Annotated in this window: 17 protein-coding genes and 2 rRNA genes; all 19 read left to right on the top strand. The window is 45.1% G+C overall.

The window, feature by feature from the left end:
• A 23S ribosomal RNA gene (locus IID12_04385) occupies positions 1 to 351 on the top strand; the annotation flags it as partial.
• A 79-nt stretch (positions 352 to 430) separates the two neighbouring features.
• A 5S ribosomal RNA gene (rrf, locus tag IID12_04390) occupies positions 431 to 547 on the top strand.
• Positions 548 to 782: 235 nt separating this feature from the next.
• Positions 783 to 1,979 (top strand): hypothetical protein, encoded by a 1,197-nt coding sequence (locus tag IID12_04395; protein ID MCH8288328.1) that lies wholly within the window; start codon positions 783 to 785, stop codon positions 1,977 to 1,979.
• A 25-nt stretch (positions 1,980 to 2,004) separates the two neighbouring features.
• Positions 2,005 to 2,697, top strand: coding sequence for a FecR domain-containing protein (locus IID12_04400; protein ID MCH8288329.1), 693 nt, complete (start codon positions 2,005 to 2,007; stop codon positions 2,695 to 2,697).
• An 87-nt stretch (positions 2,698 to 2,784) separates the two neighbouring features.
• Positions 2,785 to 5,661 (top strand): hypothetical protein, encoded by a 2,877-nt coding sequence (locus IID12_04405; protein MCH8288330.1) that lies wholly within the window; start codon positions 2,785 to 2,787, stop codon positions 5,659 to 5,661.
• A 91-nt stretch (positions 5,662 to 5,752) separates the two neighbouring features.
• On the top strand, positions 5,753 to 8,083 hold the full coding sequence (locus tag IID12_04410) for an adenylate/guanylate cyclase domain-containing protein (GenBank protein MCH8288331.1): 2,331 nt from the start codon (positions 5,753 to 5,755) through the stop codon (positions 8,081 to 8,083).
• Between the two features lie 147 nt (positions 8,084 to 8,230).
• On the top strand, positions 8,231 to 9,790 hold the full coding sequence (locus IID12_04415; GenBank protein MCH8288332.1) for a response regulator: 1,560 nt from the start codon (positions 8,231 to 8,233) through the stop codon (positions 9,788 to 9,790).
• The gene (gene tsaE, locus IID12_04420; protein ID MCH8288333.1) at positions 9,790 to 10,257 is read left to right on the top strand and encodes a tRNA (adenosine(37)-N6)-threonylcarbamoyltransferase complex ATPase subunit type 1 TsaE; all 468 of its coding nucleotides are present in this window, start codon (positions 9,790 to 9,792) and stop codon (positions 10,255 to 10,257) included. Before IID12_04415 ends, tsaE begins: the two co-directional genes overlap by 1 nt.
• Complete coding sequence (tsaB, locus tag IID12_04425) at positions 10,257 to 10,940, top strand: tRNA (adenosine(37)-N6)-threonylcarbamoyltransferase complex dimerization subunit type 1 TsaB (protein ID MCH8288334.1); 684 nt, start codon at positions 10,257 to 10,259, stop codon at positions 10,938 to 10,940. The genes tsaE and tsaB overlap by 1 nt, the downstream gene beginning before the upstream one ends.
• 100 nt (positions 10,941 to 11,040) lie before the next feature.
• Complete coding sequence (locus IID12_04430; protein MCH8288335.1) at positions 11,041 to 11,883, top strand: acetyl-CoA carboxylase carboxyltransferase subunit beta; 843 nt, start codon at positions 11,041 to 11,043, stop codon at positions 11,881 to 11,883.
• Positions 11,876 to 12,637: a 5'/3'-nucleotidase SurE gene (surE, locus tag IID12_04435; GenBank protein ID MCH8288336.1), complete on the top strand. Its 762-nt coding sequence runs from the start codon at positions 11,876 to 11,878 to the stop codon at positions 12,635 to 12,637. The genes IID12_04430 and surE overlap by 8 nt, the downstream gene beginning before the upstream one ends.
• A complete protein-coding gene (gene guaA, locus IID12_04440; GenBank protein ID MCH8288337.1) occupies positions 12,634 to 14,175 on the top strand; it encodes a glutamine-hydrolyzing GMP synthase in 1,542 nt (513 codons plus the stop codon). The genes surE and guaA overlap by 4 nt, the downstream gene beginning before the upstream one ends.
• A gap of 10 nt (positions 14,176 to 14,185) precedes the next feature.
• On the top strand, positions 14,186 to 16,012 hold the full coding sequence (gene glmS, locus IID12_04445) for a glutamine--fructose-6-phosphate transaminase (isomerizing) (GenBank protein ID MCH8288338.1): 1,827 nt from the start codon (positions 14,186 to 14,188) through the stop codon (positions 16,010 to 16,012).
• Positions 16,009 to 17,895, top strand: a complete 1,887-nt coding sequence (locus IID12_04450) for a penicillin-binding protein activator (GenBank protein ID MCH8288339.1) — start codon at positions 16,009 to 16,011, stop codon at positions 17,893 to 17,895. Before glmS ends, IID12_04450 begins: the two co-directional genes overlap by 4 nt.
• A gap of 11 nt (positions 17,896 to 17,906) precedes the next feature.
• The gene (pgeF, locus tag IID12_04455) at positions 17,907 to 18,671 is read left to right on the top strand and encodes a peptidoglycan editing factor PgeF (GenBank protein ID MCH8288340.1); all 765 of its coding nucleotides are present in this window, start codon (positions 17,907 to 17,909) and stop codon (positions 18,669 to 18,671) included.
• A 78-nt stretch (positions 18,672 to 18,749) separates the two neighbouring features.
• A complete protein-coding gene (locus IID12_04460; protein MCH8288341.1) occupies positions 18,750 to 19,559 on the top strand; it encodes an undecaprenyl-diphosphate phosphatase in 810 nt (269 codons plus the stop codon).
• A 17-nt stretch (positions 19,560 to 19,576) separates the two neighbouring features.
• Positions 19,577 to 21,040, top strand: a complete 1,464-nt coding sequence (locus IID12_04465; protein ID MCH8288342.1) for a sodium-dependent transporter — start codon at positions 19,577 to 19,579, stop codon at positions 21,038 to 21,040.
• A 1-nt stretch (position 21,041) separates the two neighbouring features.
• Positions 21,042 to 21,161: a MetS family NSS transporter small subunit gene (locus IID12_04470; GenBank protein MCH8288343.1), complete on the top strand. Its 120-nt coding sequence runs from the start codon at positions 21,042 to 21,044 to the stop codon at positions 21,159 to 21,161.
• Between the two features lie 2 nt (positions 21,162 to 21,163).
• Positions 21,164 to 21,928, top strand: a 765-nt coding sequence (holA, locus tag IID12_04475; GenBank protein ID MCH8288344.1) for a DNA polymerase III subunit delta, incomplete at its 3' end; no start/stop codon positions are given.

The following is a 21,928-nucleotide window of genomic DNA, read 5'->3' on the forward strand; positions in this document are numbered from 1 at the left end:
TCGCCCATTAAAGTGGCACGCGAGCTGGGTTTAGAACGTCGTGAGACAGTTCGGTCCCTATCCGTCGTGGGCGTAGGACATTTGAGAGGAGCTGCTCCTAGTACGAGAGGACCGGAGTGGACGAACCTCTCGTGTACCAGTTGTGGTGTCAACTGCACCGCTGGGTAGCGATGTTCGGAAGGGATAAGCGCTGAAGGCATATAAGCGCGAAGCCCACCCCAAGATGAGATGTCCCTATCTGATTTATCAGATCTGAAGGCTTCCTGAAGATTACAGGATTGATAGGTCACAGGTGTAAGCCCCGTAAGGGGTTCAGCCGAGTGATACTAATTAGCCGTGAGGCTTGACCGCTCCTTTTTGGTTATGTCAATCAACACTACTCCTACCCTTAAAACAGGTTTCTCGATTGTATAATTACGAATTAGGCGTTCCCGGTGACTATGGCGGAGGGGCCACACCTCTTCCCATTCCGAACAGAGTAGTTAAGCCCTCCAGCGCTGATGGTACTGCCCCGGCAGCGGGGTGGAAGAGTAGGTCGTCGCCGGGTCTTTATTTTGAAAAGCTCCACCGCAATGTGGGGCTTTTTTGTCTTGACTACTTATAAATCATTCGTGTATATTTTGACAGTGTGAAAAGTGCGGTTTAAACCGTCAAAATGTGATGAGGAACACATAAATTTGGAACTTTTATGATAAGTGATAAGTCTCACTGCTGTTAGCGAATGAAATTTCTACATTATGCGTAAAAATAGTAGTTACTCAGCATAGCAAAAAGGAGCGCTCATGAAATTGGATACAAATTTTATTAAGGTTGTTTTAATTACCTGGATATTAGTGCTTAACAGCTCCATTTCTTCCGGTCAGACAATCACTGTCAGTGAAATAGTCTCACCGGATAACATTGTTATATTCTATATCGGAGATTTCAGCTTTGATGATGCGTCAAGCAATCCTCTAATTTTTCAATACAGGATCACTGCTGATCAATATCCTCAAAAAGTTAAGATGCAATTGACGATGAATGCAACCGTGCCAAGCCTGGGATTAAACAATGAAGAAATTTTATATGCGGAAACGAACGCATTCGATATCAAAGCCCCCATTACCATCAGCAATAGAGTCATTGACTCCGGTACGAAAAAGATTTTCGATGAAATTGGAAACGAAGTTCCTTTCAGTGTGCCGATTACAAGGGAACCGGATGCCGCTACTCAGGATGACCTTATAGAAGCCGTTACCCAAGGGGGGAAACTACCGGCAGGAGTTTATACCTTCAGTTTAGAGATTCTTTCTCTCAGTGGCGCTTCTGTAGTATACAATTTTGAAAATCCGAAGATCATGGAGATATCGAATCCTACGACTTTGGATCTCGTGAGTCCGGGTAGTTATTTAGAAGACGAAGTGGAAGTTTTTACACTTTTCCCCATATTTCAATGGGAATCAACAGGTTGCGAGTATTTCATCCGTGTAAGCGAGTATGATGCCGCAGTGCACTCTTCCGTTGAAGAAGCGCTAAACGACGTTTCGAATTTACCATTTCCGGACGACGGCGGCTACTATGGTGGTGATGACGGAGAAGGATTACAATCCACATCGTTGCAATATCCCCTATCAGGCGCCAAGCTCTTGGAATTTGGAAAAACATATGTCTGGTCGGTTAAAAAGGTATGTGTCACTACCGCCGGAGATGAGGAACGCAACAGTGACATATTTGCATTTAAAATTCCTGATATTAGCGGTGAAGATGAGGATACGGATGGAACAGGAGGAGTGATTACGGATCCCGTAATATCATCTCTTCAAACGCTCCTCGGTGATGTATTCGATGCTTTGTTTACAGGTGATGGAGAATTAGCTGGTTATACGGAGGTTGCCAATATATTGCTTAACGGAGAGACCGCGACAGCTGAAGTCCTCAGGGAACTCGCCGAGCGCTATCTTAGCGGTGAAGTCACTGCAATTCAATTTGAAATTCAATAGATATGACACCGTTAAGGAGAAAGTTATGAAAACATCTTATTATAAATATTTACTGATTCCGATTATAACACTGATTTTCAGCGTTGCCGTCTATGGACAGAGTAATACAAACATGGGAATAGCCGTTACGGCGAAACTTATGGGCAGTACTGAGCTCAAAGTCAGCGGAGGAGAGTATAAACCTGACCTCAAGCGCGGCAAACAGCTGAACGACAGAGATTGGGTCAGAACCAACAGTGACGGGTATTTAGCCCTCATGTTTCTTGATGACAAATCACTGTTAAAGCTTAGGGAAAATTCGGAGTTAGAGATCCAAGCCGTGAAATCAAGCACCGGTTTGGATAAATCTATTCTAATGAGTTTTGGGAAGGTGAAGGCGGAAATATCTCCTCAGAGCAGCGGAGAATTCACTATAACCACACCGACATCCGTAGCATCGGTGAAAGGAACGATCTTCTGGATAATTGTGACACTGGAAGGTGATCAAATTGTGGGTATCGAGGGTACGGTGATTGTAACAAACAAGGAAAGCGGGGAGACGGTGACCGTCGGAGTTGGACAAACAGCGACCTCATCCTCAGACGGAACGATAGTAGTAGCGCCGACGCCGGAAGGCGGAGTACCGGACGATCCGGGCGAAACGGACGAAGGCAATCAGATCCGGATCAGACTTGAGAATGCGGATGGTGATTCTAAAGAAATAATTATAAACTACTGATTCATACATAGATTTAATTAATATATTTTCGGGGTAGTTGTAAATTCTTCAACTACCCCGATAAACTAATTAGTTCAGGGAGATGCAATGTCCATAGGGTTAAGACGCCATGTATTAATGGTTTTAGTGATGTTATCATTTCCAACCTTATCATTCGCTCAGGGCAAGCTGCTGCACGCGCCGCCGGCGGGTGTTGTGATTGGGAAGGAGGTTGAAATTATTGCATCTGTGGATAACCCCACGATTCGGGTATTAGAAATTAATCTTTTATACAGGCAGAGAGGGTTCGAATCCTATAATGAGATCAGCATGATTGAGTCATCCGGATTATGGTCGGTAACCATACCGGCAAATGAAGTCACAGACGCGGGTGTTGAGTATCTTATTATAGCTGATTTAGAGGGGGGTGGACAAATCGCATTCCCGGAAGCCAATCCCTATGAACAACCCATATTTTTAGCCACGTTAATCGAAAAAACAGCTGAAAAAGAGGAAGCTGCCAGGGCGCAGGGAGCCGTTGAAGGAGCAAATATGATAGTGTTAAGCCCTGAGCCTAATTCAAGAACGAGGGCTAACGAAGTGTTAATCGCTGTCTCGCTATTCTACACGGAAAACCTCGATATATCATCCGTATCTATCTTCCTTAACGGAATAGACGTTACTGACAAAAGCATCCTATCCGATGAACTGATTACATATGCGCCGGATAATCTCGAACCGGGCATCAAAACGGTTATTGTCGAATCGGCTGATATTTCCGGTGAGCCGCTAAAGCCACTGCAGTGGGACTTTACCGTAGCGAGAGAGGGCGAAAGAGTAGTGAGTAAATTTAAAATAAACGGCAGGGGTTTTGTCGACACAAGAAGCGATAAGATACAGGGGAAAACGGATGACATATTGACCTCCCGTGTGTCGGTCAGGGGAAGTTATGATTTCGTTAATTTCAATGGATCAGGCTATATAACCTCGAAGGAAGATAAGCTCCTTCAGCCTAAAAACAGGTTTATGTTCGGAATGAAGACCAACTGGCTTGAAGTTAAATTCGGTGATATAAATCCGAATCTGACACCTCTCACAATATACGGTAAGAGAATCCGCGGGGCGGAAAGTAAACTTGAACTCGGGTTTTTCAATCTGCACACCGTATTCGGGCAACTTGAAAGAGAAATACCTGCAGAGATATCAACGATCACCGAAAGTTTTATAGACGCGGATTCCAGCGAATCATATACAAGCGGAGAAATATTTACCGATACTAATAAGAGCGGTTCATGGGAAGCGGTAGGTGACGTAATCAGGAGTGGCACGTATCGAAGAAATCTCTTCGCCATCAGACCAAGTTTCGGTCCGAGCAGAAGAGTCCAATGGGGATTCACGTTTGCACGTGCACGGAATCTGGATCGTATTGGAACAAATCTCACACTTGACGGCATTGCCAACTCAAGGACGCGTACGAGGTTCGACTACGTATTTAAAACTGCAACAGGTGAGGATTCGGTGTTTGTGGACCTGGGAAAAACACCTCAGGACAACATGATAATAGGCAGCGACCTATTTATCGGGTTCAACAACAACAGAATAATTTTTAATGGAGAGGTGGCGTTCAGTCTTTTAGCGAGAGATATATCAGACGGTCCGTTTACAAAGCTGGGACTTGATACCCTATTGGACGATGACGAGGGTTTTGGTCTTAAGGATTTCTTTGAACCTTTTGACGATTACGGTTTGGATGGTCTTCCGAACACAGGTGATAAGGGAGAGGATGACGGCACATTTTCGTTCACAGACGCCAATAACAACGGCGAGCACGATCCGTCGGAATCTGGTGAACCGTTCGATGATTTTGGATTAGACGGTATTGACGGTACGAATGATGAAGGTGAAGGAAACGGAAAATTCGATGGAAGAAAGAATCCTCCCGATGGAGCGATAAGCGGTACCGATATTCTGATCGATCCGGCTAATTTAAAACGTTTTTTTATTCTCAACCAATCGGTTATTCCACTTGATCCCAGAGGACTTAATTCGCTTTCATACAATGCGGGCTTTAAGTTTAGTTTTTTCAAACAGTTCATCCGGGCAAGTTATCGCTATGTCGGAGCCGAATATAACTCCCTGGCAAATCCTTTTATACGGAAGGATTTCAAAGGCTTTAACGTTTCCGACAGAATCAGGTTAATGAACAACAAGCTGATAGTAAACCTGAGATTCGAAAGAATAGAAAATAACCTGGCTGATAACAAAGAGACCACCACGGTAACAACATCTTTTGACGGCGGTCTGTCGATCTATCCCGGAAGGGACATGCCCCGCATAAGCTTGAACGTGCGGAGTTATGAACGTGATAACGGCGTGGATACGATATTCACGGAAACTCTCGAAGATATAATTGATAATGTTCCGATTATAACAAAGATCACGAGGGACAACCGTGAGCTGAACTCTACGGTCACCTCCACCTTCTCTATCGGATATGACTTAAATGCGTTTGGCTACAAACACAGTATCAACCTTAACGTAGCGAATTCGGAGAGAACAGACGACTTCAGGGAGACCCGTGATTCGTCGTATGTTATATCCGAAAACAGTTCTACCTCGTTATCAATTGTTGTAAACACACGGTACGATATCCCGTTCAAGAGCCAGCTGCAGTTTTTGACGAATAGAAATCAATCCGCCGGAGCTGACGCGTTCACATACACGGTCTTCGGTTTCGGGGGTGAATACCTGATGCTGGACGAGAAATTGACTTTATTAGGCAACCTCAAGCGTTCAACAACGTCCGGTGGAGTTGAATTCACTGAGAACAGGCTTAGCGTCGGGGCGAGATATAAGATAACCGATAAACAATCTATACTCGCGAATGCGGATTACTCCATACGAAATCAGAAAGCGATTGGAAGCAAGCCTGCCCAAACGTTTAACGATTATATAATCAGGGCGAGATACTCTATATCGTTTTAGTTGACCTAAATCGTCTGATACCTTAATTTTGTGTAGTTTCCTGAAGGTGGAAACGTAAGTCAGTTTCATAAGGAATAAACAGGCGATATAATTGACTCTTCCCAAGATAGAAACCAAAAAACTCTTAGTCGGCTTGGTCATAACGGTGATCGGTCTTCTAATTGTTCTGGCGATGCGTTTTGCCGGCACCCTTGAAGTAGCTGAATTAACGTTAATCGATTTTAGATTTCTGACCCGCGGGCCTCTTTCGGGAATAACCGCATCCGACCCGATTCCCAAGGACAGCTTAGATGTAGTTATCGTATCCCTTGATGACGAATCGTGGAGATTAATCCCGCATCAATATCCGTATCCGAGAGAATTTTGGGCAAGGGTAGTCAATAATCTCACGAGAGCAGGCGCGGCTGTCATCGTCTTTGATATTGAGTTCGATTCGGAAGACAGCAAATCCGCATACGGCGATTCGTTGTTCGCATTAGCGATAAGGAACGCAACCGCTAAAGGAAGCCATATCGTCCTTGCCGCTAAGTATATAATCGAAAAAACAAGAATACCTCCTGATTATGTGGCATATCCGATTGACAAATTGCTCGAAGCCGGCGCTGAAACAGGTCTTGTCGGAGAAGTTAAAGATCAAGACGGCGTAACGAGAAAAGGTATGATATTTTCCAAGGTCTCTAACGATTCGACATTGTATCTCTCTCTGCCGCTGAAAGCGATAAAGGCCTATTTGAATATTCCCGATGATGAACGACTCGTACCCACAGCAGAGGGACTAAAATACGGTGATTTACTTATTCGAAGTCAGGGTAATACCAATACTTTCCTGGTCAATTATTACGGTCCGCCGTCAAATGCCGGACCCATCCCTCCTTATGGTCCCTGGAAGACATTTAACAGGTACCCGGTATCGGGAGTGGTGGACGATGAGGAATTTACTCTGAAGGATCCAATCGAAGACACCGATTGGATGGGACTTTTTTACGAGGACGGATTTATGGCTTCGATTGGAATGGGTCAGGAGAGTCCGTTCAGAGATAAGATAGTGATAATCGGGGTTGCTGTCGAGACCGTTTTGGATTTGAAAGAAACACCATTCTTTAATTATGCGGGCGTTCAGCAGCTCATGCCCGGTATGGAGACTCACGCGCATGCAATTCAGACGATTCTCGATGCCAACTACATCAAGGAATTGGGATTCGGAACGGAGTTGATCTGGCTGGTAATTCTGAGTATTGTTTCTTATGGCTTTTTAATGTGGCTGGGTCCCGTATTCGGAGGGATAGTTCTATTTTTCATAGCGCTGCTTTACGCGGATATCAGCATCGGATTGTTTTTCAGGGATTATCTGTGGATATTAAAAAATATGCTCGATTTGTTCCTGACGGATAATTTTTTAGAAACATTGGGGAATCCGCATGTTATAGGTGTACCCGAATTCGGTAAATCGGTGTTGGTACCTGTTGTACTTCCTCTATTGGGTCTCGTGCTTACCTACGGCGGAAATATACTGTATCAGTTCGTGATAGAGCAGAGAGAGAAACGCAAGATAAATAATATGTTCTCCACTTATGTAAGCCCTAAAGTGCTGGAGCATTTGCAGGATAACCCGGACGCCTTCGGTCTCTCAGGTCAGACAATGACGGCTACCATGTTCTTTTCCGACGTTGAGAGTTTCACTTCGATAAGTGAAAATTTATCCGCAGAAGACCTTGCTATTGTTTTAAACCGCTATCTCTCACCCATGACGGAGATTCTGATGTCATATGACGGATATGTTGACAAATACGAGGGCGATGCAATAATGTGCGATTTCGGCGTCCCCATGCCCGATCCGGATCACGCGTGGAAAGCGTGTTTCTCGGCGCTTGATCAGCAAGCGAATCTCGATATATTACGAGAGGAGATTAAGGACGAATTTAACGTCAATATAAAGGTACGGATGGGCATAAACTCCGGGGATGTCAGCGCTGGGAATATGGGTTCCGCACAAAGATTTCAATATACCGTAATGGGGGATGCGGTAAATCAGGCATCGAGATTCGAGGGAGCAAATAAGCAATATGGTTCGAAAATTATGATCGGTCAATCTACCTACGACCTTACAAAAGATAAGATTGAGGTTCGACCTCTTGATAAATTGGTAGTAAAAGGAAAAGTGATTCCGATTGATGTCTATGAGCTCTTAGCGAGAAAAGGTGAATTGTCCGAAGACATGAAAAAATTAAGAGATCTTTTTGAAAAAGGCATTAATCTGTACTGGAACAGAGAATGGGACGAAGCATTAAAAAACTTTAAAATGGGTCTGGACATCATCAAAGATGACGGTCCTTCCCTTACTTATATTGATAGGTGTAAAGTGTTTAAGGAATCACCTCCGCCGTATGACTGGCATGGCGAATACGTAATGACAACGAAGTAAACCACCTCAAGAGTTATTCATTTTATTGATTTAATCGCTACAATTTATATATAACACCGGGCAGAGTCATTGAAAATGGTTGACTGATGACGAATATTTGCATACTTTTATAAGCTTGTTATAGCTTAAACGAAAAGAAAGAGATAGATGGTACGCGGAAAAATATTGTGGGCGGACGATGAGATAGAATTGCTCCAACCTCACATTATGTATCTCAAAGAAAGGGGATACGAGGTTACGGGGGTAACCAACGGTGACGATGCTATATCACATGTAGGGGAGGAAAATTTCGATATCGTTCTATTGGATCAGATGATGAGCGGCAGAGACGGATTATCAACATTGGAAGAACTGAAAAAGATCTCACCCGGACTCCCGGTAATCATGATAACTAAACATGAAGAAGAACATATAATGGAAGAGGCAATAGCAGGGAAGATAACCGATTACCTGACCAAGCCTGTCAATCCGAGTCAGATTTTACTCGCATGCAAAAAGATATTGGAAAGGAACAGAATCTCATCGGAAAAGATGTCAAGAGACCACGTAAGGGAATTCCGCGCAATAGGCGATATGATGGACGAAAATCCTTCGGTAGATGACTGGATCGACATCCACGTGAAGCTATCGGAAATGGAAGTTGAACTCGATGAATTTCAGGATGCAAATCTTTCCGGTATGCTCTCTGAACTTAGAAGGGAATGCAATAAACTTTTCGCAAGTTTCGTGATAGAGAACTACTCCGATTGGGTCAGTGAAGAAAGAACCGGCAGCCCAACGCTTTCATTGGACCTGTTTTCGAAATACATATACCCCCTGTTAAAAGAGGGAAAAGAGACCGTATTCCTCATCATAGATTGTATGAGGACGGACCAGTGGTTTTCGATTGAAAAGCATATCTACGAATATTTCAACATTTCCAAAGAATATTGTTATTCGATTTTACCGACCGCAACGCCGTTTTCGAGAAACGCTATATTCAGCGGGTTGTTTCCGAGGGAGCTGTCGGACAAACACGAGAAGGTTTGGAAGAGTGCATGGGACGATGAACAATCGATGAACCGCCACGAGGAAATGTATCTCGGGGATCAGCTCAAGAGGCTGAACATTGACCTCAAGCCTGCTGCGAAATATTCAAAGATCCTTACAGCGAGGGATGGAAAGGCGATAGAAAAACAGATTCCTACGTACGGTGGAGTACCGTTGATATGTCTGGTTGTAAATTTTGTCGATATCCTGACTCATACGAGGTCGGAGTCGGAAGTATTGAAGGAGATCGCTCCGGATGAATCCGGGTTCAGGGCGCTCACACGTTCCTGGTTTGAAAATTCCTGGTTATTCGAGGTGCTTAAGACATTCTCGCAGATGGGCAAAACGGTTGTGCTTACTACCGATCATGGTAGTATCAGGGTTAAAAGGGGAACACAGGCAATAGGAGACAAAGAGACTTCGACGGGACTGAGGTATAAATACGGAAGAAGCCTGAAGTGTGATCCGAAGGAAGCATATATGTTAAGCGATCCTTCTGAATGGAATCTTCCGTCATATGGTGCTAACACGAATTTCATATTTACAAAAAGCGATTATTTGTTCCTTTATCCGACCAACTATAATAAATACTTTAATATCTATAGGGACACTTTCCAGCACGGGGGTATATCGCTTGAAGAGATGATTTTACCCGTAGTGACGTTAAAGGCGAAGTGATGAATGTTGACATTAAAAGTAAAGGGGTGATAAAAACCATCCGCACGCTGAGCCCTGAAGAGACACACGGAGAAGGGAAAAATCTCGCTTCGATACTGAACAGCGGCGACATCGTCGCTCTGACAGGCGAACTCGGCGCGGGTAAGACCATATTCACACAGGGAATCTGCGACGGGCTGGAAGTTTCAGATTCTGTTATAAGCCCGACGTTTACAATTTTGAACGAATATGAGGGAAAGCTGCCGGTATTCCATTTTGATGCATACAGGTTATCCGGTCCGGACGATATTCTTGCAACCGGGTTCGGGGATTATCTGTTAAGGGAAGGAGTCTGCATAATAGAATGGGCGGAAAAAGTAAAAGAAGTTATCCCCGTAAGCGCTATATGGGTTTACATTAATCAGGAGCAGGCAGCCGAAAATTTGAGAGAACTGAAAATTCACCTCCCGGAAAAAGTGATTGATTGATGCTGCTGGCTATTGACACAGCTTCGTTATTTTGCAGCGCTGCCGTTATTGATAATGGATCGATATTGTCTTCAACTATGGAGAAAGCGGATAAAGGCAGTTCGACCCCGCTTTCGACCGTAGTTGAATATGTGACTCAAAAAGCGGATATAGATTTGTCCAATCTTGAAGGTATAGGAATCTCTATCGGACCCGGATCACTCACAGGGCTGAGAGTGGGGCTTGCTTTTGCAAAGGGGCTATGCACTGCCTATTCCCTGAAGATAGCAGCGGTCCCCACCCTACCCGCTGCCGCCCGAACGGTTAAGGAGGAAGGAGTAATTATTCAGCCAGTGATTCGAGCGAAGAAGGGATATCTGCATACGGCTCTGTATAAAATGAAATCAAACCGTTATGTAGAGCTCGAAGCTCATAAAATAATACCCGAATCCTCGCTTAGTTCAGAGATATCTGAGCGAACGATTCTCGTTGGGGACAGCCACAAATCTATAGACGCTCAACCATTAGCGGATTTGTATGAAACTCTCAATGAAGGAAAATCAGCTCCCATAGCTGAAGGCGTTGCGGAAATAGGAGAAACGATGCTGTCCAACGATGAGGTTTCCGAATTGGCGAATCTTGAACCTGATTATAAAATGCAATTTAAGGCTCTGAAATGGAATCAGGAACAGATATCAGTATGATGTCAATGAGGGAGAATGACCTCCCATGGGTTCAGGATGTCGAATACGAATGTTTTCCTGATCCGTGGGTAATTGATCATTTTCAACCGGAGTTTGAATATTGAACTGGTTTAAAAGAGTGCAAAAAGGGCTTCGAACTTCTCAAAAGCGGGAGATGCCGGACAATCTCTGGATCAAGTGCAAAGGCTGCGGGGAGATTCTGTTCAAAAAGGAACTTGAAAAGGATCTCCATATATGTCCTAAATGTGGATATCACTTCAGGCTGGGGAGTAATTCTTACATACCGATCTTAGCGGATGATAACAGCTATTCCGAATTGTTTGCTAATCTTACTTCAACTGATCCGCTCGATTTTAAAACTAACAAAAAATATTCTGACCAGTTGAAAGAAGCCAGGAAGAGAACAGGGCTGAAGGAAGCATGTCGAATCGGACATGCGAGAATAGACGGTTATCCCGTGATTTTGGGCGCTATGGATTTCGGATTTATAGGCGGCAGCATGGGCTCCGTAGTCGGCGAAAAAGTATCCCGTGGGATAGATGCCGCGCGTGATAATAACTGTCCGCTGGTACTTGTGAGCAGTTCGGGAGGAGCGAGAATGCAGGAGGGCGTACTCTCGCTGATGCAGATGGCGAAAACGAGCTCAAAATTGAGTCTTATTTCGGAGGAGGGACCGCTATTCATTTCGATTCTTACCGACCCGACAACAGGCGGAGTCACGGCGAGTTTTGGCATGCTCGGAGACGTAATAATCGCTGAACCGGGTGCGCTTGTGGGGTTTGCAGGACCGCGCGTCATTAAGCAGACCATAGGTCAGGATTTGCCCGAAGGATTTCAAAGATCGGAATTTCTTCTTGAAAAGGGTTTTATCGATATGATAGTCGAGCGTTCAAAGATGAAATCGGAGGTATCAAAGCTGATAAGATTTTTCAACAATGACTAAAATACTTCTTACTAACGACGATGGCATAAACGCTCCCGGGATTTCCGCCCTGTTTGAATCGATTGAACCGATGGGTGATATTACGGTGGTAGCTCCGGATACGGAGAGAAGCGCCGTCGGGCATGCTATAACCCTGTCCGACCCATTGAGAGTCGAAAAAGTTAATAAAAGGGGTAAGTTTTTCGGTTACGCGGTAAGCGGTACACCGGCAGATTGTGTAAAAATCGCCGTTTGGGCGCTGCTGGAAGAAAAACCCGATATCGTTGTATCAGGCATTAATTTAGGAAACAACACAGGTATCAGCATTATATATTCGGGAACGGTAAGCGCGGCTACCGAGGGCATGATTCTCGAGATTCCGTCAATAGCGATATCGTTAGCCGCATACAAAAAACCGGATTTTTCGTACGCTGCAAAATTTGCAAAAAAACTGGTCAACATGGTTCTCAAAAACGGATTGCCTGTAGGAACACTCCTCAACGTTAACGTGCCGAACGTCCCTGAATCGGAGATCAAAGGTGTCAGGATAACCCGGCAGGGAAAAGCAGTTTACCGTGAATTTTTCGACGAGAGAAAGGACCCATGGGGTAGATCGTATTACTGGATGGCAGGTGAAAAGGTTAGAATAAAGGAAGATGACTCAGTCGACGATTCGGCATTGGACAACAACATGGTTTCGGTTACTCCAATCCAATTTGACCTTACGGACTATTCAAACCTTGAGTTGATAGAAAGTTGGAAGATATCGAAATGAACGGGCATGACAGAGTACTGATCCTTGATTTCGGTTCGCAATACACTCAACTGATCGCGAGAAAAATCAGAGAAAATGGAGTATATTCGGAGATCCTTCCCTTTAATACATCGATAGAGGAAATAGAACGGAAAAATCCGAAGGCATTGATTCTTTCCGGAGGACCTTCGAGTGTCTATGATGATGATGCGCCGGTAGCTCCACCGGAGATAATGGATATGGGCATTCCGGTGCTTGGCATCTGCTACGGAATGCAGTTGATAAGTCAACACTTCGGTGGAGAGATAAGCCATGCAGATAAACGTGAATACGGACGATCGTCGCTGACCATTAAAAAGGATAACCTTCTTTTTCATGGATTCAACGGCAGCTCTACCGTCTGGATGAGTCATGGAGATAAGATAGAAAAACTTCCGGACAGGTTTGAGGTGCTTGGTTCTTCCGAGAACTCCGAATTCGCCGCCATAAAACACAGGGATAAAGAAATCTATGGACTTCAATTTCATCCCGAGGTCAAACACACCGAGCACGGGAATCAGATATTGGATAACTTCGTTCGAAAAGTCTGCGGTATATCCGGTGATTGGACGTTTGCAGCGTTTATAGACAGCTCTATAAAAGAAGTGAGAAAAAAGGTGGGTGATGATCGTGTTTTGTGCGCTGTGAGCGGCGGCGTGGATTCAACGGTGATGGCAGTCTTGCTGGAAAAAGCCTTAGGAGAGAGTCTTACCTGTGTTTTTATTGATACCGGGCTTTTGAGACTTAACGAAGCTGCCGCCACAATGGATATGTTTAATCGAATTTTGAAGGTGAACGTCAAGTTTTACGATAGGAGCGAGAATTTTATCTCCGCTCTCTCCGGTATCACTGAACCGGAAACAAAGCGGAAGCTGATCGGAGGAACGTTCATCAATGTCTTTAGTGATATAGCCGATGACCTCGGTGAGTATAAATATCTGGCTCAGGGTACTCTTTATCCCGACGTCATCGAGAGTAGGTCGGTAAGGGGTCCCTCGGAGACGATAAAATCACATCACAACGTCGGCGGCTTGCCGGAGGAAATGAATTTCGAACTGATCGAGCCTCTGAAGGAATTATTTAAGGATGAAGTCAGGAAGATCGGTAAAGAGTTGGGACTGAAAGAGGACGTAATAGGCAGACATCCGTTTCCCGGACCGGGATTAGCCGTCCGTTGTCCGGGTGAGGTGACCCCGAGTAAGTTAGAGATTCTGAGACTAAGCGACGATATCTTTATTAAGCAACTCCATGAATCCGGCTACTATGACAAGGTGTGGCAGGCGTTTACGGTATTGTTACCCGTCAAAAGCGTGGGGGTCATGGGTGATAAAAGAACTTACTCCAACGTAATAGCCCTCAGGGCCGTTACAAGCGTCGACGGGATGACGGCTGATTGGGGGCGTTTACCCCATGAGCTTCTCGGAAAGATATCTGATAAGATCATAAACGAGGTTGATGGAGTAAACAGGGTAGTTTATGACATAAGCTCCAAGCCTCCCGCCACAATAGAATGGGAATAAGGGGGAAATAATGTGCGGCATCGTCGGTTTCGTAGGTAATAAAAATGGGGTACCAATGGTGCTTAACGGTTTACGCAGGCTTGAATATCGCGGGTATGATTCCGCCGGCATAGTCGTTCAATCGAACGGTAAACTGACCGTATCGAAACACAAAGGGAAGATTGAAAATCTGGACCGCGCTGTGGCTAAAAGCGGTATTTTGGGCTCAGTGGTTATAGGACACACAAGATGGGCGACTCATGGAGTTCCGAACAAACTTAACGCACATCCGCACTTGAGTTCCGACGGAAGCATCGCACTGGTTCATAACGGGATAATAGAAAATTACGTCTCGCTAAGAAAATTTCTCACGGATAAAAAAATCAGGTTCAAGACAGAAACCGACACCGAAGTTCTTGTCAATCTCATAGAATATTTTTATAAAGGGAATTTGGAAGAAGCGGTGGCAAAAGCAGTATCAAAAGTGATCGGCGCTTATGCGATTGCGGTTATGTCGAGCGACAATCCCGGTAAGATAGTTGCCACGAGGCACGGACCCCCGCTAATAGTGGGACTATCGGGTGAGGAATATTATGTCGCTTCTGACGTCGCCGCACTGCTCGAATTCACCAAGGAAGTGATTTATCTTGATGACGGCGATATAGCGATTATCACCGACAAAGGGGTTAAAACGATTGACAGCGAAAATCTGCCCGTAGATAAAGAGGTGAAACAGATAATTTGGGATTTAGGTAAGATCGAAAAGGGCGGTTATGAGCATTTCATGCTGAAGGAAATACACGAACAGTGTGAGACGCTGCGCGATGCCATCAGGGGGAGGTTGGATTGGGCAAATGGAAGCGCCAAGCTCGGGGGCTTACGCGATTTTCTCCAGAAAATTCAGTCCGCTTCGCAATTCTACCTGACAGCATGCGGAACTTCCTACCACGCAGCTATGATAGGAGAAAGCTTGATCGAACATTTCGCCGGAATTCCGGTAGAGGTCGAGTACGCTTCCGAGTTCAGGTATAAAGATCCTATCATAGATAAGAACACCGTGGTGTTGGTCGTAAGCCAATCCGGTGAGACGGCGGATACTCTCGCAGCCATGAGAATGGCAAAGAAAAAGGGAGCAACCGTGCTGGGAATCTGCAACGTAGTGGGAAGCAGTATAGCGCGTGAAACGGATGGGGGAGTTTATATACATGCCGGACCGGAGATTGGCGTTGCATCTACAAAAGCGTTTACATCGCAGGTAGCGGTGTTCATACTGCTCGCACAGGCGTTGGGGAGGAGAGCCGGAATAAGTATCGGTGAAGGAAAGAAGTTTGTAAAAGAGATAAGCAAGCTCCCCGAACTTGCTCAAAAAGCGCTTGACGCCTCCGGACAGATAAAAAAGATCGCCCGCAAATTCAAGCACGCGGAAAACTTTCTCTATCTCGGCAGGGGGTTCAATTATCCGGTTGCTCTTGAAGGGGCGCTGAAATTAAAGGAGATCTCCTACATTCATGCCGAGGGTTATCCGGCGGCGGAGATCAAACACGGACCTATTGCTCTCATAGATGAGAAGATGCCGGTCGTTGTGATTGCGCCTCAGGATAGAACCTACGATAAAGTGATCAGTAACATTGAGCAGGTAAAAGCGAGGAAAGGCTCAATTATTGCCATAGCCACAGAAGGTGACGAGGCAATTAAGAATATTGCCGACTGGGTAATTCCCATACCGAAAGTAGCGAGCTATCTCCTTCCAATCGTTACCGTTATTCCCCTTCAATTGCTGGCTTATCACATTGCCGTACTGAGGAATTGCAACGTAGATCAACCGCGGAATTTAGCAAAAAGTGTGACGGTTGAATGAACTATAAGAATAAGATAATTTATTTTTCAGGGGTTCTGATCGCCTTCTTCTTTGCGTATCTGAGTCCGTCTGCTCAAAGCGGGATAGATGAGATCGTTCTTGAAAATCAATCGCAAAAGGGAGTCGAGAAGTATAAACAGGAAAACTACAAACAGGCGTTGTATATATTCAAGAACCTCTTTCGCATCAGGTACGAATATCCGAGTAAGGATATAGTTCATCTTATGTATGGAAAAACCTTGTACAAATTAGGGAGATATGAGCGGGCGAAAAAAGTGCAAAAAGATTTCCTGTTAATGTATCCCGACAACAGTCTCACGGACTATGCGCGGCATAATTTAGGTGAAATTTATTACCGATTAGGTGAGTTCCCTAAAGCGACTCGCGAGTTTCTCAGTGTTGCAGTAAACGCTAAAAGCGCGCCCTTACGGTCGAAGGGCTTGACTCTCGCCGGATATATTTTAGAGAACAAGATCACTCTTGATGATATTCGAAAACAAAGGAACGAGACTTTAAACATTATAGAAAAGGCATTTCTTACGCTCAAATTATCCGAAAATCTTTACTTGAGGGGCGCCGGCGGTCTGGCAAAAAAAGAAGCGAAATCTTTTTTAGCAGAATTCAGGAACCCGCCGTTCAAGGAGGAGATAAAAAGAATAAGCAAGGGGAAATTCCGTGAAACTGAGGGAGCGGTTAATATCGGCGTGCTGCTGCCTCTCACAGGAGAATATGCGGAAAACGGTCTGAATCTACTCAGGGGAATCAAAACTGCTTTTAATGAACAACCTGAAGAGGTGAAGAAAAAGGTAAAGCTTACCATAATCGACAACGAATCGGATCAGGTTAAAACCGTCGAGTTGATGTTAAAACTTTCAAACGATCCATCGATCCTTGCCGTAATCGGGCCTATGATGTCTGAAAATGCTACTGCTGCTTCGGCGATTGCGAACAGCAGAAACTTACCGATGATTTCTCCAACAGCAACGAAGGATGGAATTGCCGGGCTCGGGTTCTACTCGTTCCAATCAAATTCCGACCTGACCGTAAAGGGGAGGTCTCTTGCCAAATATGCGATCGACTCTCTTTCTCTGCGGAGAATCGCAATTTTATCTCCCGCTAATGATTATGGGAAACAGATGACGGATAGTTTTGCCCTGGAAATTGATGCATTAGGGGGCGAAATAGTTGCCCAAAGCTGGTATTACGGTGAGCCGAAAAATCTCAGGCTTCAGTTCAATGAGTTCAGAAGGATAGGCTTTCGCATTCAGGAGGAGCTCTATCCGACAGAGGAGCCTCCCGACTCATTTGATATATTAACCGACACCACTTTAACGGATTCGGTCAAAATGGAAATGCTGACAGCGCTGTCCAAACCGATGGAGGAAATCGACTCGGGAAAAGTGGTTTTGGACGTTATAGACGGTTTTTACTTACCTATCGAGTTCGGCGAGATAAAATACATCGCACCTCAGTTCGCTTTCTGGAATTTTAAGACCCAGATACTCGGCGGTCAGAACTGGTATGATGAGGAAATTCTAATGGACAAGGCAATTGCGCGGTACTTGGACGGAGCGATCTTCTCATCTGATATTTATCGAGGTGTTGATAACGAGGCTCTCGAGGAGCTCAGGAAAAAATATCAGGAAACGTTCGGGGAAGACCCTTACCGGACTGACATATTCGGCTACGATTGTCTAAATTTGGTGTTACGCTTGATAAAAGATAATGTCCGGACACGGGAGCTGTTTATACAGCGGTTAAATAGGATAAATGATTTCAATGGCGTAGCCGGTCTGATTGATTTTACAGGGGAATCGCAGCGCGTTAACAATTATGTACATATTCTGAAGTTCGTAGATAAAAACATCATCAAAATAAACTAAATCTCCCCCTGATGCCCATTAGTTCTTCAGGAAATCTCAGCTGCTGGCGATTTGACATTTTTAGCGGGTATAATAATCTCACATGTGTGTTCAGCACTTCCGCCGGCGGAACCGATAGCTCCGAAAATGGGAAACTTAACCTCGGTTTTTCCGGCTCGGATTCTGAGGAATCCGTGCGCGCGAACAGGAAGTTGTTTCTCCGGGCAGCAGGAGGAGCAGAAGAAAAAATCGCTATCGGAAATCAAGTCCACAGCACAAACGTGAAAATTGTAAACGCTGCCGGCAGTTACGACCGAACCGACGGTCTGCTGACGTCATCAACGGATTTGTCGCTGATAGTGAGCAGCGCTGATTGTCTGCCCGTATTTTTTTTTGATACGGCCAACAGCGTAATCGGCGTTGTCCACAGCGGATGGAAAGGAACGAGAGACGGCATAGCGGCGAAGGCGGTAAACTTAATGAAAGAAGAATACAAAACAGAACAATCAAACCTGATTTGCGGAATCGGACCTTCGATTGAAGCCGCATGCTACGAAGTGGGAGAAGAGGTGGCAAGTCAATTTGACGAAGAGTTTTTGACACAATCTCCAAAAAGAGGATATTATCTTGATTTAAAAAAAGCGGTGGTATCGCAGTTGGTCGGGGCAGGCGTTCCACAGGAAAATATCGAGGTCAGTCCTATATGTAACAGGTGCGATGCGGATAATTTCTTTTCCTACCGCCGCGAGGGAAGACTCGCCGGAAGGATGTGGGGTTTGATCCGGTTGGAGGAGTAAATCCTGACCTCTTCAAAATCTCTTGCAAGTGGTGACTATCGCCGATAAATTCACTTTTCGATTTATAGGAAAAATCAATTGACGTTAAATGAATCTGTGTGGCTCGGAGTGCTGCAAGGATTGACAGAATTTCTACCGGTTAGCAGTTCAGGCCATTTGGTAATAATGCAAAAAATACTTGGGATAGAAGAAAGTGGAATCGCGTTCGAGATATTTGTTCATTTCGGAACTCTATTGAGTATCATAGTTATGTTCAGGAAAGACGTTATTGAATTGTCCGGATCGCTGTTCAGAGCGCTGCGTTCGCCGGGTAACCTCCGGAGAAAATATATGGAGGACAAGCGATTCAGGATGTTATCCGTGATTTTGTTAGCTACCGTTCCGGCTGGTATAGTGGGAGTTCTTTTTAAATCTTCCTTCGAGAGGTTCTTCAACGATACGAATTTCGTGGGATACGCTTTCCTGGTGACAGGAATGATACTCTTTGTAACAAAATTCGCGGTCGAAAAAACATCGGAAGTCAGATCGGGGCGCGCTTTTATTATCGGTGCGGCGCAAGCGTTCGCAATTTTTCCGGGCATTTCACGTTCCGGTTCCACCATAAGCGCAGCAATGCTGAGCGGCGTATCGGGAGAGGAGGCAGCCCGTTTCTCGTTTTTGCTCGCTATTCCGGCTATTGGCGGAGCGACGCTGCTTCAGCTGACTGAACTGATTGGAAACGGTTACGGCAGCATAAATATGACGGTTTCGGGCGCCGGCATTTTATCGTCGTTCCTGACGGGCAGTGCGGCAATCTGGATTTTGATGAGAATAATAAGAAGAGGAAAGATTCATTATTTTTCGTGGTACTGTTTCAGTGCGGGAATCGCCACGCTAATTATTATCTGACTGCTAGAGATGAAAGATTGAGCGAGCAAAGGGAAATATTCAGTTCGAGGTGGGCGCTTGTGTTGGCATCTCTCGGTATGGCAATCGGAGCCGGAAACATATGGCGGTTTCCAAGGATCGCCGCTCAAAACGGCGGCGGCTCTTTTCTAATACCCTGGATCATATTTCTGTTTTTGTGGTCGATACCGCTCATAATAGTAGAGTATTCGATGGGAAGAAAATCCCGGAAAGGGGTGATCGGATCATTTATCAAAATAATGGGTCCTAAGTATGCCTGGATGGGCGCATTTGTCGCATTCTGCACAATGGGTATCATGTTTTATTATTCTGTTGTAACGGGCTGGAGCATCAGATATTTTGTTCTCTCACTGACGGGAGGACTGAGCGGACTGGACCATGCCGCCGAATGGAGCAGGTATACTTCTTCCGGTTATGGTCCCGTGTTTTTCCACCTGATCGCCATGGGAATCGGTTCGATAGTCATTTTCAAAGGTGTTAAGGGCGGCATTGAAAAAGCTAACAAGATAATTGTCCCGTCTCTGTTCTTGCTGCTGATCATAGCCGCGATAAGAGCATTGACGCTTCCGGGAGCGGCAGAAGGCTTAAACTATTTATTCAGCGTGGACTTCGAGAAATTGAAAGATTACAGGATTTGGCTTGAGGCACTATCGCAATCGGCATGGTCGACAGGCGCCGGTTGGGGATTATTGATGACATATGCGGTGTACATGGATAAAAGAGAAGATATAGTGCTAAACTCATTCATAGCGGGGCTTGGTAATAATTCCGCATCTCTGCTCGCGGCTTTAGCCGTAATTCCGACTGTCTTTGCGCTCTCGGCTTCGGCATCGGTAGCCATGGAATCGCTTGGAGCCGGGAACACCGGCTTGACGTTTATAGTAATTCCTCAATTATTCGAAAAGATGCCGGGAGGAGGGTTCTTCGAAATACTATTCTTTTTGGCGCTTTCTCTTGCAGCATTTTCGTCGCTGCTCGCCATGATAGAACTTTCGACGAGGATACTCATGGACATGGGTCTGAGTCGAAAGAAATCAATCGGCATAATCGGCACCGGCGGATTTCTGCTCGGGATACCATCCGCGCTCTCGCTGGGAATATTCAACAATCAGGATTGGGTTTGGGGAATAGGATTGATGCTGAGCGGACTGTTTGTTTCTTTAGCAGTTATAAAGTACGGTGCGGAGAAATTCAGAGTGGAGCTGATAAACGTCAAAGGTAATGACATTCAGGTGGGGAGATGGTTTACTTATATTATTAAATGGTTAATACCGATCGAATTTGCCGTTATGATAGGCTGGTGGTTCTACCGGTCTGCCACTGAATTCGACCCCGAGGCAATCTGGAACCCGTTTCATACCTATAACATCGGAACAACCCTTGCGCAATGGGGAATCGTGCTGATCTTATTTTTGGTTTTGAACAAGCTTCTCGTCAGGCTTACGTCTAAAGGAGAGGCATAGCATGGAAATAGGAACAATTGTTATGATGGTATTACTTTTAGGATTTGTGTGGGGTGGTTTTGCCTTCTCTATCAAGTTAGCGATAAAAAAGAATAAAGAGAAAAAAGAGATTGAAGAATAATTTTGGTTAGTTCCGCTCAAAGATCGGCTAAAGAATCTCTGATCCCTTTTAGCGCCGCTGAAAAAGCAATTGATAAGGGTGAAATCGAACCTATATACTTGTTGGCGGGTAGAGGACCGTGGGCTGATCCCTATCTGCGTGACAGAATTACCCGAAAAATAAAGGACAGATTTCTCGGAAAAGAGAGCGGCTTGCTGTCTACCGAGATTTTCCATGCGGCTTCGGATAAACCCGATATCATTATAAATGCCCTCGCCACTTCGAGTATGTTTTCCGATAAGAAATTGATTTTGATCCACGAAATTCAGCGTCTCAGCGAAGAGGGATTAAAAAAATTAGGGCAATACGCCGCTGACCCGATTCCGGGAAACTGCGTGATACTCGTCTCGTTAAATTTCGATGCACGAAGAAAATGGTACAATTCTCTGAGCGGTTATGTTTACGGGGTGAAGATTGAGACGCCGTTTTCAAATCAGATCCCTTCATGGATAAACGAGTTCGCAAAGTCAAGAGGCAAGTCGATATCGCCCAATGCCGCGAAACTCATCGCCGAATATGCGGGGGATACGCTCCAGTCGATAGACATGGAGATGGAAAAACTTTCTCTCTATGTAGGGGATAAGGAAAACATCGACGAAGATGACGTGATCGGGGCGATAGGGTTCTCCAGAAAATTATCGCCGTTAGATCTGGAAAAATATCTCGCAAAAAAAGACCTCTCATGGTCGTTACGGGCAATCGACGATATGTTAAAAAGGGGTGAGAAG

Source organism: Candidatus Neomarinimicrobiota bacterium, assembly GCA_022567655.1.
Lineage (GTDB): Bacteria > Fidelibacterota > SORT01 > SORT01 > SORT01 > JADFGO01.

Coding starts and splice junctions, on each gene's coding strand:
- tsaB (MCH8288334.1), top strand. CDS start 10,257: ATGCTGCTGGCTATTGACACAGCTTCGTTATTTTGCAGCGCTGCCGTT.
- IID12_04405 (MCH8288330.1), top strand. CDS start 2,785: ATGTCCATAGGGTTAAGACGCCATGTATTAATGGTTTTAGTGATGTTA.
- pgeF (MCH8288340.1), top strand. CDS start 17,907: ATGCCCATTAGTTCTTCAGGAAATCTCAGCTGCTGGCGATTTGACATT.
- IID12_04415 (MCH8288332.1), top strand. CDS start 8,231: ATGGTACGCGGAAAAATATTGTGGGCGGACGATGAGATAGAATTGCTC.
- IID12_04450 (MCH8288339.1), top strand. CDS start 16,009: ATGAACTATAAGAATAAGATAATTTATTTTTCAGGGGTTCTGATCGCC.
- tsaE (MCH8288333.1), top strand. CDS start 9,790: ATGAATGTTGACATTAAAAGTAAAGGGGTGATAAAAACCATCCGCACG.
- IID12_04400 (MCH8288329.1), top strand. CDS start 2,005: ATGAAAACATCTTATTATAAATATTTACTGATTCCGATTATAACACTG.
- IID12_04395 (MCH8288328.1), top strand. CDS start 783: ATGAAATTGGATACAAATTTTATTAAGGTTGTTTTAATTACCTGGATA.
- guaA (MCH8288337.1), top strand. CDS start 12,634: ATGAACGGGCATGACAGAGTACTGATCCTTGATTTCGGTTCGCAATAC.
- IID12_04470 (MCH8288343.1), top strand. CDS start 21,042: ATGGAAATAGGAACAATTGTTATGATGGTATTACTTTTAGGATTTGTG.
- surE (MCH8288336.1), top strand. CDS start 11,876: ATGACTAAAATACTTCTTACTAACGACGATGGCATAAACGCTCCCGGG.
- glmS (MCH8288338.1), top strand. CDS start 14,186: ATGTGCGGCATCGTCGGTTTCGTAGGTAATAAAAATGGGGTACCAATG.